Genomic DNA, 12,972 nt, shown 5'->3' with positions numbered 1-12,972 from the left:
TCGCCGCCGCCCGGCAGGAGCTTGAATCCGTGCTCGCCAAACTGGGTGAAGCGCGCCGTACCTACGCGCGCTGGGAAGACACCGCCGTGCGCCTGCGCGACCTGGGCAGGCGCACCCTCGAGCCCCTGGAAGAGCAGTTCGGCGTCTACGCCCGGCAACTGATACGCGTCTTCGATCAGGCTTACGGCAACGGCACGTTGACCGAACCCGAGCGTACCTCGATCGCCGAGACCATCTGCGTGCTGGCGGACCGCATGCTCAGCACAAAGGATGACAGCGAAATCCGCCAGTTCTACAGCCGCTACAGCGGCAGCGACTACCGCACAGACCGTGCCCGCTTCCTGCCGGTGCTGCGCGAAGTGGGCGACATGCTGCTGGCCGACACCTACCCGGTATCCTGTTCTTTCGATGAAGAAGGCGACCAGGCCGAGGCCGAGGAGCTGCACGCCAAGCTGGTGGGCATCATCCTCACGCTGCCGCTGGAGCAGCAGCCATACCTGCTCGAGCAGGCCAACGCCGGCTACATCAACGAAGACCCGGTTGCACTGCGGGTGCTGGACATCGAGCTGGACCTGACCCGGCGGCCCGGCACCGCGCGCCTGGGCGTGAGGCAGATATCGCGCAAGGTCGAGTTCATTGAAGACTACCTGGAAGACCTGGAATTCGACACCGTTGGCATCCAGTTCTCGCTGATGGTTCAGCTCAACCTGCCGGGCAGCCCGCCGTTCACGGAAAGCATCGCCCAGCATTGCGTGCGGCTGCAAAAGCACCTGCTCGAACACCAGCTGGAAAACATCGCCTGCGACGTGGCCGACTTCCGCGACATGGCCAAGCTGAAAGCCTGGCTCAAGGAGAAGCAGCAAAACAAGGACGAAGCCGCACCGGTCCAGCACTAGGGCGCGCGGCGCCCAGGCTGTTACTGCAGGCGGATTGCCGTATCAAACACCCAGGTGCGGCGGATCTCGATCACGTCGTACTGGCGCGCCACCGTGGGCGGGAACGCGCCATACGGCGCCTGGCTCGCCACCACGCGCCGTATCGCCTCGTCGATAGCGGGCACGCCGCTGGAGACCACGAACGTCACCTTCTCCACCGAGCCGTCTGAGCGTACCGCCACCGTCACCGTCGGCTGCGTGTGCGGCTGCTTCACCACCTCGCGCACCATCTCGAAGGTCATGTTCAGTTCGATTTTTTTACTCATGGCTTCCGCGTAGAGGACCAGGTCGGCATTCGGATCTGCGCGGCCGTACATCCATCCGCGCCGCAAGCCGCTGGCCATCGGCAGCAAAGAGCGGGAAGGGCGGTTCTGCGCCTCGCGCTGGGCCGCTTCCGCATCGAGCTGCTTGCCAATCGCCCGCAGCCGCTCCTCGCGTTGCGCCTCCCGCTCCGCCTTTTCGCGCAGCGCCTGCTCCTGCTGCGACGTAACCTGCCTCGCCCCCTCTTGCTTCGCCGCTTGCCGCGCAGCCTCCTGCCGTGACGCTTCTTGCCGAGCCATCTCCTGTCGCGCAGCTTCTTGTCTCGCTACCTCCTGGCGGGCAGCCTCCTGCCTCGCAGCCTCCTGACGCGCGGCCTCCTGACGTAATGCTTCCCGCCTCGCCAGCTCTTGTCGCGCAACTTCCTGGCGTGCGATCTCCTGCCTTGCTGCTTCCTGCCTCGCCAACTCCTGCCGTGCGGCCTCCTGGCGGGCAGCCTCCTGTTTAGCCATCTCTTGTCTCGCCAACTCCTGCTTCGCCAACTCCTCCCGCGCCGCTTGTTGGCGTGCCGCCTCTTGCCTTGCCTGCTCCTGCCGCGCCGCCTCATTCCGTACCGCGTTCTGGCGAGCCATCTCCAACTGCTCCCGCGCCTTTTCATCCTGCCTGGCTTGCTCCTGCCGCAGCGTTTCCTGCCGCAGCGCCTCGCGCCGCAACTCCTCCTGCCGAACAAGCTTCTGGCGTTCCGCCTCCAGCCGCGTCGTCTCGGCCCGGTCCCGCTCCTGCCGAGCCGCCTCTTGCCGTGCCTGCTCATCCCGGTTAGCCAGCTCTTGCCGTATCGTTTGCTGACGAACTTCCTCCTGCCGCGCCAGCTTCTGCCGTTCCGCCTCAATTCGTGCAGCTTCCGCACGCTCCCGTTCCAGCCGGGCGAAATCCTGCCGCGCCTTCTCGTCCAGCCTGGCCTGCTCTTGCCGCGTCTCGCGCCGCAAAGTCTCCTGCCTGACTTGCTCCAACCGCTCTGCATCCAGTCGCGCCGCCTCGCTCCTGGCCGCCTTCTCGGCGCGTGCCGCATCTTCCCGCAACTGCTCTTGCCGCAACGTTTCACGCTGCGCCGTCAACTCCGCCTGCCGTGCGCGCTCCGTAGTCTGCCTCTCCTGCTCCACCCTGGCCCGTTCAAGCGCCTGCTCCCGCGCATCGTCATCAATGCGCTTCTGCCCCAAATCACCTGCGCTCTCCGGCGCCGGCACATCACCTCCCTGCACGGGCGAATTCCGCTCCAGAACGGTGGTTGGCGCTCGCGTCTGCGGCGCATCGGGAGCAATCGGCAAGTTCACTTCCGGGCGCTTCCAGGCCGTCATCCCAACCGCTTGAGACTGTGCAGGAGAAGGTTCCGGCAAGGGAGCAGGCGCACGTGGCTGCGCAGCAGCGGAACTGCCTACTGCACCATTGACCTTGGTGGGCGAGGGAGCCTCTGGCGTCAGCGCCGGCGCGGGCGCGGGCGGAGGAGGAGGCGGCATCAGCACAATGCGCAAGTCGCTCGCCTCCAGCCGCCGATCCTTCCAGGGGAGGCTCAGCCCGGGAAACCCGAAGGTTTGCCCGCCAAAGGTAACGCTCAATAGCAGCGCGTGAATGACCAGCGAAAGCAACATGGCGTTGCTCAACCGCCAGCGATCCCGCTGCATGAAGCCAGCCGCTCTCAAGCCGAAAACCCTTCGCGCAGGCAGTGTCCAGGGTCGTTTAAAACCGTCTTGCTACTGGAGGCACTTAATCTGGGAACCATCGAATCGCCGCGCACGGAATGTTGATCATATCGACACAGCCTATCACAAGCGTAGACCCTGCCCAGCCTTCCGTTGAGTCCGCTCAAAGTAGGCCAGTCCGAGCAATGCAATCATCGCCACAATCTTCCAAACATCGGAGCAATCATGAAAAACGTGATACGGCTGGGCGACCCCACCACGCATGGTGGCCGAGTCATAACTGCGCGCGCCGCGCATTTCACTGTGCACGGCATCCCTGTTGCAAGCGTCGGCGACCAGTGTTCCTGCCCAATCCCGGGCCACGGCACCACCAACATCATCGAAGGCAATCCGTGCCACACGATAGACGGCATCGAAGTCGCTTACGATGGCCACAGGACCAGTTGCGGCGCCCAGCTCATCCCCACCCTAGCCGATTTCTCCGCCGATTGTTAAGCCCCAGCGCAGCGAAATTGCTTGCGCATGATCAAGATCAGTTGATCCTGGTAATGACATCATCGCTGAACCAGTTCACCCCGTCAGGAGTCCCCGTGGAAAGCGACCTGCTCGACTTCTTGGTAGAGACCAAGGACCTGATTGCCACTAACCGTCCCTTGCGTCTGCGCCTGGACTGCTCCACCCAGCTGTCCCACGATATGCTGCTTCCGCAACGCGTGTACGGCACCGAAAGCATCTGCGGCAGCCTCGAATACCGGATCCTGTGCGTCTCCGCGCGCGCCCAGCTGCCGCTCAAGGAATTCATCGGTCTGCCCGCCGCCCTCGACTTCGTCACCGATCGTGGCGAGCTGCGCAGTGTCTGCGGCGTCATCACCGAGATCGCTGCTGGAGATAGCGACGGCGGCCTGGCCAGCTACCAACTCGTATTGCGCGACGCGCTCTCCATCATGGACAAGCGCATCAACACACGCGTGTTCCGTAACAAGGACGAAGTGGAAATCGTCCAGCTGATCCTGGACGAATGGCGACTCGGCAACCGCGTGCTCGCCATCTGCTTCAAGCACGAACTGGCCGACTTTTTCGACACCATCAGCTACCCCAAGCGCGAATTCACCATGCAGCCCAATGAGTCCGACGGCGCCTTCCATAACAGTCCTGCCATTCTTCGAGGCCGTTTAGAATTGAAGCGGCCTCATCGAGAGCCGCGCCTATATTCTCCGCGTACTCCCATCGGGAGCTTGGATCACTTCCATGGGTAAGCTGTCGTTCCAATTTAACTAAATCATGTAGCATCTTTAGCGCAGCCCTCATTGGATAGAAGGAGTTTACCCCTTGTAGAATGAGAGTCGCATTCCCTCGATCTTTGGGGTACTTCAAGTTCGCATTCTTGTCCCAAACGGGACTAAGAATCTTTGCGACAATACGACCTTCGGAATCGACTATGACGCTAGTGTCGCCGTGGTCAGCCATGCATGGTTGAATCTGGAAAGGTAGGGAGGAGTGCTGCGACGCAGTATCGGCTAACATAACTTTCTCCGTTGATGCCCCATGCGCTCGAAGAGAGTGTCGGAGAGGTAGGTGTTCTTAAAGATACTACAACAAAGACACCAATACTTAGACAGTTAGCTTTCGGAGGAGTTCCACGTTGTTGCGAGTGGCCCGTACCGGACATCTTTTGCCACACCCCGTAACAGCCGTACTCGTTTTAAGGCTAGCGAGCTCTGGCACAGCAGTAGTCACTGTCTTTTTGGGAGTTGCCAGTTGGGTCTCTAAAACCTGCAATCAATTCTGCGACATCGCCCCGTTGCCCCTGCATTTCATCATGCGCGAGAACGCCCTCGCCCGCGGCACGACATCCTTACCACGTTCAGCAGAATACCCTTGAGGCGAAAAATCGTAGAGCTCAGACGGATGACTATGAAGCGACGCCCAAGCAGCACAGAGAAAATAAATTTTCTTTACTTTGGGCATTTTCGCCCATAGTATTGACATAGTTTAACGTGATATCGTTTGGTCCATTTTTTTTGCAAATGCCTTACCGGGCGATTACGATGCCATCTCGTTATGTTAGGTATCCGGCTATTTTTATGAAAATCCGAGGCCACAATGGCAAAAATTCAGTTCATTAAGAATGAAGCTCAGAAGGTAGAGGGGCTCGCCTATTCTGGTTTTGAGACATTCCGAGGTTCTCCCTATAGAAGTTGCGCACGGGAGATCGGCCAAAATAGTCGAGACGCAGCAATTGGTAATAAACCTGTTAACGTGTCCTTTCGCCTGTTGAAAATTGCGCGTGCAGATCTGCCATTCGCTGACGATCTTCAGCGCGCAGTAGAGTGCTGCCTTGTGGCACCTCGAGATGAGAAGACGAGGCAGCACTTGGAACGGGCCCGCAGTGCAATTGGCGCGTCATTAATAAATATTCTTGAGATCTCGGATCAGAATACTACGGGATTAACTGGTCCAGTCGCTGACCCAACCTCCGTTTTTGCCGCTCTTGTGAAGGGAGATGGAGTAACCCAGAAAGCTGATAGCGCCTCGGCTGGTTCATTCGGCATTGGCAAGAACGCAGCGTATGCAGTTTCCGATCTTCAAACGGTTGTCTACTCAACTTGCTACTTGGATCCACAGTCTGGCGAGAAGCATTTTGCAGCACAGGGACGCCTGCGGTTGATATCGCACACGGCTGAGGGGAAAAATTTCTCTGCCGAGGGATATTGGGGGAACCCAAACTTCCAAGCCATTGAAGAGGTGTCGAGCGTACCCGCTTGGATGGCCAGGCACGAAATCGGGACATCAATATATTCAATTGGATTTAGGGAGGAAGAGGACTGGGTAAGCCGGATAGTACTGGCTTTAGTGACAAACTTCTTCCTAGCTATTGAGCGCAATGAAATCACGTTCGTCGTCGAGGATGGAAATCATATAAACCGGGCCACACTGGATAGTCTGCTTGATTCGCCGATCTTGAGAGCAACGGCAGAAGAAGCCGATCAGTTGGAAGAATTGGATCGCGCGCGACGGCTTCTCAACTGTGCTAGGTCCGAGGCGGCTGCGAAGCATACAATCTGCATTCGTGGGCTAGGAGATTTTTCACTTCGTCTGTTAGTGGCGGAAGGGCTACCTCGCGAAATTCACGTGATTAGGAATGGCATCTATATTACCGACAATTTCGCCAAATTCTCTCAACCTATGAAGCGCTTCCCAGGGACACGGGAATTTATTGCGCTACTGGAGCCTGCTCGCACTCATGCGGGGCACGAGCCGAGTGCTCTGTTGAAGCAATTGGAAAATCCTTCTCATGATGCATTTGAACCCGAGCGTATAGTTGACCCAACGGAGCTGAAGAAAGCTCGGTCTCAGATCAAACAATTGATTGAGGAAGTGCGGAAAATCATACGGTCTATTGCAAAGATGGATGACATAAATCATAGTCAGCTAGATGAGCTATCCCATTGGTTTGCTGCCGGCGCAGTGACAAAGGACAATGGCGTGAGTGATGTGGAGCGGGATCCTGAGCGCTTCCAATACGGCGATGCAAGTAAGAGTAAGCGGAGGCTTCTCGCCAATGGGAGTGGGCGGGGGCTGGGAGGGGGCACTAAAGGGAAGAAAAATCCACGGAAGAAAGGAACTGGACGTCGATCCGGGACCGGCACATATCCGCCAATTGTTCTTCAAGGACTTCGTTCACGATTGCCTAATCCAGCCGACGCACGGCTCAGAACAATATATTTTACGCCCGGGATAAATGGCCGAATTGAGTTGGCGATAGCTGCGTCAGGGTTAAGTGGCGATGTTGAACTTTCGGTTGAAGAATCATCTGTGGGACGATCAAACAACGGTAAGATCCATACCACAGTAACAGCTGGGGAACGGGTCGCTTTGCAAGTTATCTTTTCTGAACCATTCGTAGGTCCGATTGAATTGTTTGCAAAGGCCATTGAAATTGTGGCCAATTCGGGAGGGTAAGATGAAGATATCCGAAACTACAAGCTTCCCTCACCCTGTTTTGGCCCCTTGGCTAAACGACATTGCGGACGCTACTATTGATACAAGAATCGCTTTTCTTGAGGAAGGCGATGGGTTTCCCGTTGCAATTCACTGCAACGTAAAAATTGACCATCCTGATATTTGTAGGCTACTACAAGATGGCTCTGCACTGTTTGGATGTTTCATAAAATGTCAAGATACTGGACTGCGGCGTTTGCAGCGGTTCGGCTTTCCTATTGGCACGCATCAGTTTGCCCCAGGCGCCTTGCTGGGCCGAGTGCAGCTTCGCCCGGTAGTATGGGCGGCGAGTAATATTTACGGTTATAAACCACATGGCGCGCACTCGGAGTTTTCCGGCGAGTTTGACATTAATCCCGGGCAGATACTTGCATTGGATGACGAGCAGACTATCGAGGTTACTCGTGCACCATTACCAGCGCTTGAATCCATCTTCGAAATTGTCTCCTCAGCTCAGGTGGAGGAAGGGCGCTTCGAGGTCGATACAGAATGCGACCGTATTACTGTTTTGATGGGAGAAAAGACCTACAGGACTGTTCAGGGACTGCGACAGTCCAGCGATATGGCTAGGGACGTTGTGATGAATAGCCTTTATGTGCCCATCGTTATGCAGGTTCTTGATCATTTGAGAGAAGGCTACGACCATTTCGAGCAATATCGATGGCTTCATCCTTTTCGTGCGCGCTGCGAATCGGCAGGCGTAGACATTGAAAATGTTGACTTGATTAACGATGCTCAGTTGCTTTTGGACTTGCCGTTTTCTGTGCTACAGAATCTGATCGAAAGCGATGAGGGGTTGTCATGATTGAACCAATGAAACTATTGTCTGCTGAAGTGGTGGAGCAGCTTTTGCGGGATGTGGATAAGAATGTCGAAAGATATAAGGCTGGAAACTTCCTGGATCTCGAAAAAGCAAACGGATGGGCGATACAGGCAACTTTCGCCCATTGGGATACGGCTATCGCGGGGAAGCTGAATCCAGAAAAGACTGTTGATGCCGAAATAAATAACTCATTACTAATCTACAAAGGAACAACCGGCATCACGCCAGCGATGGCGCGAGAGGAGCGCTTATGGACTCGTCTTTGTCACGTTGAATGTCTGGATTATGCGCGACAGCGCTGGTTACGGCATGATCAAGCTCGGCAGGCACGATTACATTTCTTTGCATTAGGACTTCCTGCATGTCGGGACGATAATGCCATTGGGCGACTGTGGTGGAATGGACATATTGCAGCGCTGGCCTCACCTGACGATATAGAATTTGGGCTGAAACGGTTGCTCGCACGCGCAAATATTCGTTTGCAGATAATGGATCGGGCTGATACGTCGTTCCGTCAGCCGTTAATCAAAGGCATCGTTCGATTGCTGGGACAAGACAGCTGGTTCGATTCTTACGATGCGGCTATTGCTGATTTCATGTTTGAAGTTAATAAACGAAGCGGAGGCATTATGTTCGAAGCTCTCCCAGATGAGCAAGTATATGCTCATCTGGTGCGGTGCCTGGAAATTGCGAAGAATCGCAGGCCGGGTCAAGCAAAAGCTGCTTAGATGCTTTTGCTTGAAGAGGCCTGCTTTTCCTTCATTATAGAAATAAACGATGATAAATCGAGGAGCTGGCCGCGTTGAGCAACTGCATAGGTCTCGTGAAGGATTTTGGGCACTACAAGTTGTAGATTGTGAGCCGCCATTTCATCTGTCTGGGCTGCGCTGATTGACGGTTCCAGAGTTATGAGGTGTTTGTTATGAATGCGCGCTGCCTCACTAAGCACCTGCCGCCACCGGTCCTTACAAGTTGTTTTCGCCCCTAACATGGCCAATTTTTCAGATGGGAAGGCTTGGTCCTTATACGCGACGAAAGAAGGAAATACAAAATCTGGTTTGGAATTGTTCTCCGTAGTTTTTCCCTTTCCCCGACCTTGCTCGAATTTCAAACCATTTTTCCTGAAGAGTTCGTCAAGATGAGATTCAAACGCATGCCCGACCCTTGATTTTCGACGGTTTTGGACGCGCAGTGAGAAATCTATAAATTGTTCAACATCTTCACCGTTTACACCGAATCCTTGTTTTAGCCGGTCCTGCACCAGATGTCGCTCATAAATTTTAAAGAAGCGTTCCTCTTGATCCATCCAGGTCATTAACGTATCGTCAGGATCTCTGACAGGGTCTACTTGTTTAGAAACTGAATTGCGCGCAAAACTGGCAAAATCTTTAGTTGACGGAAAGTCATCGCCACCGAATTTCTCAATCATAATGCTTAACCAGTGAGAATCGGTCTCTGTCGTTTCTTGTAATTCAATTCCTAGAGACTCTAGCATTAAGCGAAGCGGCAAGAGTAGACTCACGGTGTCTAATTTTCCTGGCTTCATCTGTTCGCTCACAGCTTCAAGGCCGAAGAGGGTGCGGAGCTGCCCCTCCACGGTACCGCCTCTTGGAGTGAAGACGATCAAAAGTTTTCCATCTTTTTGCTTAGCAATTAGGCATAGGTCTCCAGGAGAGATATTCTCCACGACAGGGTTGTCATAGTAATAAAGGCGATACTCCGGATGCCGAGGTTTCCCATAGCGACAATCATACCAAGAAACCATGCTCTCAGTTATAATGGGCTCGCTTAGTTCGTCAGCTATATAAACTTGTCGAGATGAAAAATATAGTTTGTCATCTGCTTTCGGGGTACCTAAAAATTTCCTAAAGCCAGCTTTTGGTAGCCCCCCAATTTCGTGCTGGTTTGACGCCTTTGGTTCAGCGTCCACGACACTCAAGTATTTTGCGGCTGCGCCCTCAAAATAGTCGCTTAGCTTATCGGTAAACATTGCGCTCCTGGTAGGGCATTCGCCCATTGATTGGGTGACTGAGTGCGGAAAATTTCCGCTTGGAATAGTTTTTATTATACAACGAGATGGTTGTCGTCCAGACTTGGCAAGAAAATGCTTAGGGATGCGCTTTCCCGAGCGAAGGCTGTTCATACATACAGTAGATTTTCCTGTACTTGCTGGGTCAAATGAGTGATAATGCGTCACACATCTAACCCTACAGAGTCGTTATGGCAACATTGAACCCGCATACCGAAGACCTGGCTCTTCTGAAGAAGACCTTGGAGATCTACGATCAAAAATTCGTCGCCGAGCACCTCAACCAGGTGTCACCAGGCTCTTGGTGTCGTGAAACCATAAATCGTTGGGTAGGGGGGAAGAGCAGTCCGAAGTTAGGGCATCTTGAGTACGCACATCTTCAGGCCCTGTTGCCTACGGCGCCAGCCAAAAATAAGAAGTACGATTTTGATTTCATTGATTTGTTTGCAGGGATCGGAGGCATCCGCCGAGGATTTGAGGATGCTGGGGGGCGATGCGTCTTCACAAGCGAGTGGAATCCTTTTGCTGTTCGGACTTATAAAGCAAACTATCATTGCGACGAAACTTATCATAAATTCAATGATGATATTAGGAAGGTTACTCTGAGTGATCAAGTTGATATCACAGAAGAGCAAGCCTACGAACATATCGATCAGGTAGTGCCGGATCATGATGTCTTGCTGGCAGGATTTCCTTGCCAGCCTTTTTCGATTGCTGGGGTTTCAAAGAAGAACTCGCTCGGACGTAAACACGGTTTTGAATGCGACACTCAAGGTACCCTTTTCTTTGACGTGGCTAGGATAATTGCCGCTAAGCGCCCGACTGCATTTGTTCTTGAGAATGTTAAGAATTTAAAGAGTCATGATAAGGGCAATACGTTCAAGGTCATAATGCGGGCGCTCGATGAGCTTGGTTACTGGGTGGCGGACACAGATCAAGCTGGCAGCGTAGATTATAAAGTGATTGATGGCAGACACTTCGTTCCGCAACATCGCGAGCGGATAGTGTTAGTTGGTTTTAGGAAGGATTTGAATGTTCATTCGAATTTTTCTTTGAAAGATGTTTCAAAATATTTTCCAAATAAAAAACCCACTCTTGGTGACATTTTGGAAAAAGATGTAGATCCCGGTTACATTCTTTCTGAAAAGCTTTGGCAATATTTGTTTAATTACTCCATAAAACATAAAGCTAAAGGGAATGGATTTGGCTATGGACTCGTTAAGCCAAGTGATACGACACGGACCTTATCCGCTCGTTATCATAAAGATGGATCCGAAATTCTTATTGATCGGGGGTTCGATCCGTCTTTGGATTTTTCCGAACCGTCGAATATAAAAAATAGGCCTCGTCGATTAACGCCACGGGAATGTGCACGTTTGATGGGCTATGATGGACCGACACAGGCCGATTTTAGAATTCCTGTTTCAGATACGCAGGCGTACAAGCAATTTGGGAATTCTGTTGTTGTTCCCGTATTCGCGGCAGTTGCGGCTTTAATGAAGGATCGTGTTGTGGCCGGAAGAAAGATAACCCGGTTGATGGGCGTCACAAAAATCGCTGCGTAGTGAAGTATGGGTGATGTGCACAATAAATTGCAGCGGAGTGCCAATATGAAGGCAATCCGCTCGCAAGATACTGAACCTGAAATGAAGGTCCGGAAGTTATTGTTTTCTAGTGGCTTTCGATACCGATTGCATGCTCGAAAGCTTCCAGGGAAGCCGGATATAGTGTTACCAAAGTATCGGCTAGCGATTTTCGTTCAAGGTTGTTTTTGGCACAACCATGGTTGTTATTTATTTGAAGTTCCGAAAACTCGTACGGATTTTTGGGTGAATAAATTATCTGAAAATTGTGCACGTGATTCTAGGAACCAACATCTATTGTTAAATGCTGGTTGGCGTGTGCTTTATATTTGGGAGTGTGCCTTGAAAGGTAGGCAGCGAAAATCTGATGAGTATTTGAAGGATGAGCTGGAAAAAATAATCCGAGCCCCGGTTGACCAAGTTGCTGTATTGAATATATCTTGTGATGATCAGTAGTTCAAAGTTTAAGTGAGCGAAGCCACTCGTTGGTTACGGCCTCTCCTCGGCCTCCAGATAAAAGTTTTGTAATTTTTCGCGCAATTGTCTCCGTGGTGTCTGCAAGTGTTCCCATTTTCTCAAAGCCGGTGGCCTGCAAGATTTTGAACGGGATACTGCTACCCCCATTTATGGAGGTATGTTTCCCAGACTGGTAGGTTCTTGTTAGAAGGATTTCGGATATAGTCTTATTGTCTAGCACTTTTCCTATGAGTGCAGCTTTGTCTCTGGTATTTAAATTATTCAACAGGTACATAGGGCCTATCTTGTCAGACCATTCTGGTTTTACTAGGATAAGATAGAAGCACTTTATGCCGGTTTTTGCAATTTTTTGAAAAACTGTCAATTCACCTAAATTTAGCCAAAAGCTTAGCGAAGGGCTTCGGTGCATAGGAAACTTATGTTTTATTTCAAGAAGAGATATTTCTGTTCCTGTTATTAAAATACGATCAAGGTTCCATAAGGACCGAAAATAAGGTTGAAGGCCGCAGTTCAGTAAAATCCTAGGGAGTAATACTTTGCTGGCCAGCTCGTCTGAATAGTGTTGCGAAATGAAGCCCCAAAATACTTGATTTTGGCGCACCCGGTTTCTTAGATCTATATCAACTTTGAACGGCGTGTGATGGCCGTACGACAATTCGTCCATTAATTCTACAAGAGGTCGCCGTTTTTTTTCTCGTCGACCTGCAAGCGCCTTTGCGACCACAAAAGTATTATCTTCAAAGGTTATTACATACGGGGTAAATTGTTTTTCCAGTGCTATAAGATACCGACCCAGCCCAGGCGATGCTATATTTCGTGCCCACACAAATGCAATCCATTGGTGCGATGGCCGATTAGTATCTATTATGGCTGTTTCGACGTCCAGGAAACTTGCATCTATGCCATTACTAGCCTTGATGGAAACATGATCTGATCGAAAACACACTCCGCAACCAAGCCCTCTAGAAGAGAGTGCTTATCTAGGCTCAGTATGGCCGAAGCCTGATCGGGATCTGGCAGATCCAGTGATTTTAGGTCTCCCCAAGGTGTTTCCATTAGATTATCGATGGAATTCTAAGCTAACTCACGCTAGGAATTAAAGTTGATGCAGGGGAGGTAGGAGTAATTCAGCAACTTATTAAGTTAGCTGCGCAAAGCCACTTACCGG

General features: G+C 52.2%; 11 protein-coding genes. 8 read left to right on the top strand and 3 right to left on the bottom strand.

The annotated features are described in order from the left end of the window. Nucleotides 1–896: hypothetical protein (locus AC6H42_RS31465; protein ID WP_497549771.1), on the top strand; the 896-nt coding region annotated here is incomplete at its 5' end. Nucleotides 897–916: 20 nt separating this feature from the next. Here AC6H42_RS31465 and AC6H42_RS31460 read toward each other — a convergent pair. Continuing rightward, nucleotides 917–2,872 (bottom strand): histone H1-like repetitive region-containing protein, encoded by a 1,956-nt coding sequence (locus AC6H42_RS31460; RefSeq protein WP_497549770.1) that lies wholly within the window; start codon nt 2,870–2,872, stop codon nt 917–919. A 243-nt stretch (nt 2,873–3,115) separates the two neighbouring features. On the opposite strand from AC6H42_RS31460, the gene AC6H42_RS31455 reads away from it, so the two are divergent. The 5 genes from AC6H42_RS31455 (at nt 3,116) to AC6H42_RS31435 (ending at nt 8,443) form a co-directional block, all read left to right on the top strand. After that, nucleotides 3,116–3,385: a PAAR domain-containing protein gene (locus tag AC6H42_RS31455; protein ID WP_497549769.1), complete on the top strand. Its 270-nt coding sequence runs from the start codon at nt 3,116–3,118 to the stop codon at nt 3,383–3,385. 95 nt (nt 3,386–3,480) lie between these two features. Further along, on the top strand, nt 3,481–4,146 hold the full coding sequence (locus AC6H42_RS31450) for a contractile injection system protein, VgrG/Pvc8 family (protein WP_497549768.1): 666 nt from the start codon (nt 3,481–3,483) through the stop codon (nt 4,144–4,146). Nucleotides 4,147–4,993: 847 nt separating this feature from the next. After that, the gene (locus AC6H42_RS31445; RefSeq protein WP_497549767.1) at nt 4,994–6,853 is read left to right on the top strand and encodes a hypothetical protein; all 1,860 of its coding nucleotides are present in this window, start codon (nt 4,994–4,996) and stop codon (nt 6,851–6,853) included. Between the two features lies 1 nt (nt 6,854). Next, a complete protein-coding gene (locus AC6H42_RS31440; protein WP_497549766.1) occupies nt 6,855–7,697 on the top strand; it encodes a hypothetical protein in 843 nt (280 codons plus the stop codon). Next, nucleotides 7,694–8,443 carry a DUF6339 family protein gene (locus AC6H42_RS31435; protein WP_497549765.1) on the top strand — a complete coding sequence of 250 codons (750 nt, stop codon included), beginning with the start codon at nt 7,694–7,696 and terminating at the stop codon, nt 8,441–8,443. The genes AC6H42_RS31440 and AC6H42_RS31435 overlap by 4 nt, the downstream gene beginning before the upstream one ends. Here the strand turns inward: AC6H42_RS31435 and AC6H42_RS31430 are convergent. Continuing rightward, the gene (locus AC6H42_RS31430) at nt 8,440–9,705 is read right to left on the bottom strand and encodes a type II restriction endonuclease (RefSeq protein ID WP_497549764.1); all 1,266 of its coding nucleotides are present in this window, start codon (nt 9,703–9,705) and stop codon (nt 8,440–8,442) included. The two genes, AC6H42_RS31435 and AC6H42_RS31430, sit on opposite strands and share 4 nt — an antisense overlap. 230 nt (nt 9,706–9,935) lie before the next feature. Here AC6H42_RS31430 and dcm point away from each other — a divergent pair, with 230 nt between their 5' ends. Both dcm and AC6H42_RS31420 read left to right on the top strand, forming a co-directional pair. Continuing rightward, nucleotides 9,936–11,309 (top strand): DNA (cytosine-5-)-methyltransferase, encoded by a 1,374-nt coding sequence (gene dcm, locus AC6H42_RS31425; RefSeq protein ID WP_497549763.1) that lies wholly within the window; start codon nt 9,936–9,938, stop codon nt 11,307–11,309. A 6-nt stretch (nt 11,310–11,315) separates the two neighbouring features. Next, complete coding sequence (locus AC6H42_RS31420) at nt 11,316–11,783, top strand: very short patch repair endonuclease (protein ID WP_497549762.1); 468 nt, start codon at nt 11,316–11,318, stop codon at nt 11,781–11,783. A gap of 1 nt (nt 11,784) precedes the next feature. Here the strand turns inward: AC6H42_RS31420 and AC6H42_RS31415 are convergent, their stop codons facing one another. Continuing rightward, a complete protein-coding gene (locus AC6H42_RS31415; protein ID WP_497549761.1) occupies nt 11,785–12,630 on the bottom strand; it encodes a hypothetical protein in 846 nt (281 codons plus the stop codon). Nucleotides 12,631–12,972 lie beyond the last annotated feature (342 nt).

Source organism: Massilia sp. NBRC 108631, from assembly GCF_059704565.1.
This window is presented reverse-complemented; position numbering and strand designations above follow the sequence as displayed.

What these genes read in the sequence shown, in the direction of transcription:
- AC6H42_RS31455 (WP_497549769.1), top strand. Translation starts at nt 3,116, where the DNA reads ATGAAAAACGTGATACGGCTGGGCGACCCCACCACGCATGGTGGCCGA.
- AC6H42_RS31430 (WP_497549764.1), bottom strand. Translation starts at nt 9,705, where the DNA reads ATGTTTACCGATAAGCTAAGCGACTATTTTGAGGGCGCAGCCGCAAAA.
- dcm (WP_497549763.1), top strand. Translation starts at nt 9,936, where the DNA reads ATGGCAACATTGAACCCGCATACCGAAGACCTGGCTCTTCTGAAGAAG.
- AC6H42_RS31435 (WP_497549765.1), top strand. Translation starts at nt 7,694, where the DNA reads ATGATTGAACCAATGAAACTATTGTCTGCTGAAGTGGTGGAGCAGCTT.
- AC6H42_RS31440 (WP_497549766.1), top strand. Translation starts at nt 6,855, where the DNA reads ATGAAGATATCCGAAACTACAAGCTTCCCTCACCCTGTTTTGGCCCCT.
- AC6H42_RS31420 (WP_497549762.1), top strand. Translation starts at nt 11,316, where the DNA reads ATGGGTGATGTGCACAATAAATTGCAGCGGAGTGCCAATATGAAGGCA.
- AC6H42_RS31445 (WP_497549767.1), top strand. Translation starts at nt 4,994, where the DNA reads ATGGCAAAAATTCAGTTCATTAAGAATGAAGCTCAGAAGGTAGAGGGG.
- AC6H42_RS31460 (WP_497549770.1), bottom strand. Translation starts at nt 2,872, where the DNA reads ATGCAGCGGGATCGCTGGCGGTTGAGCAACGCCATGTTGCTTTCGCTG.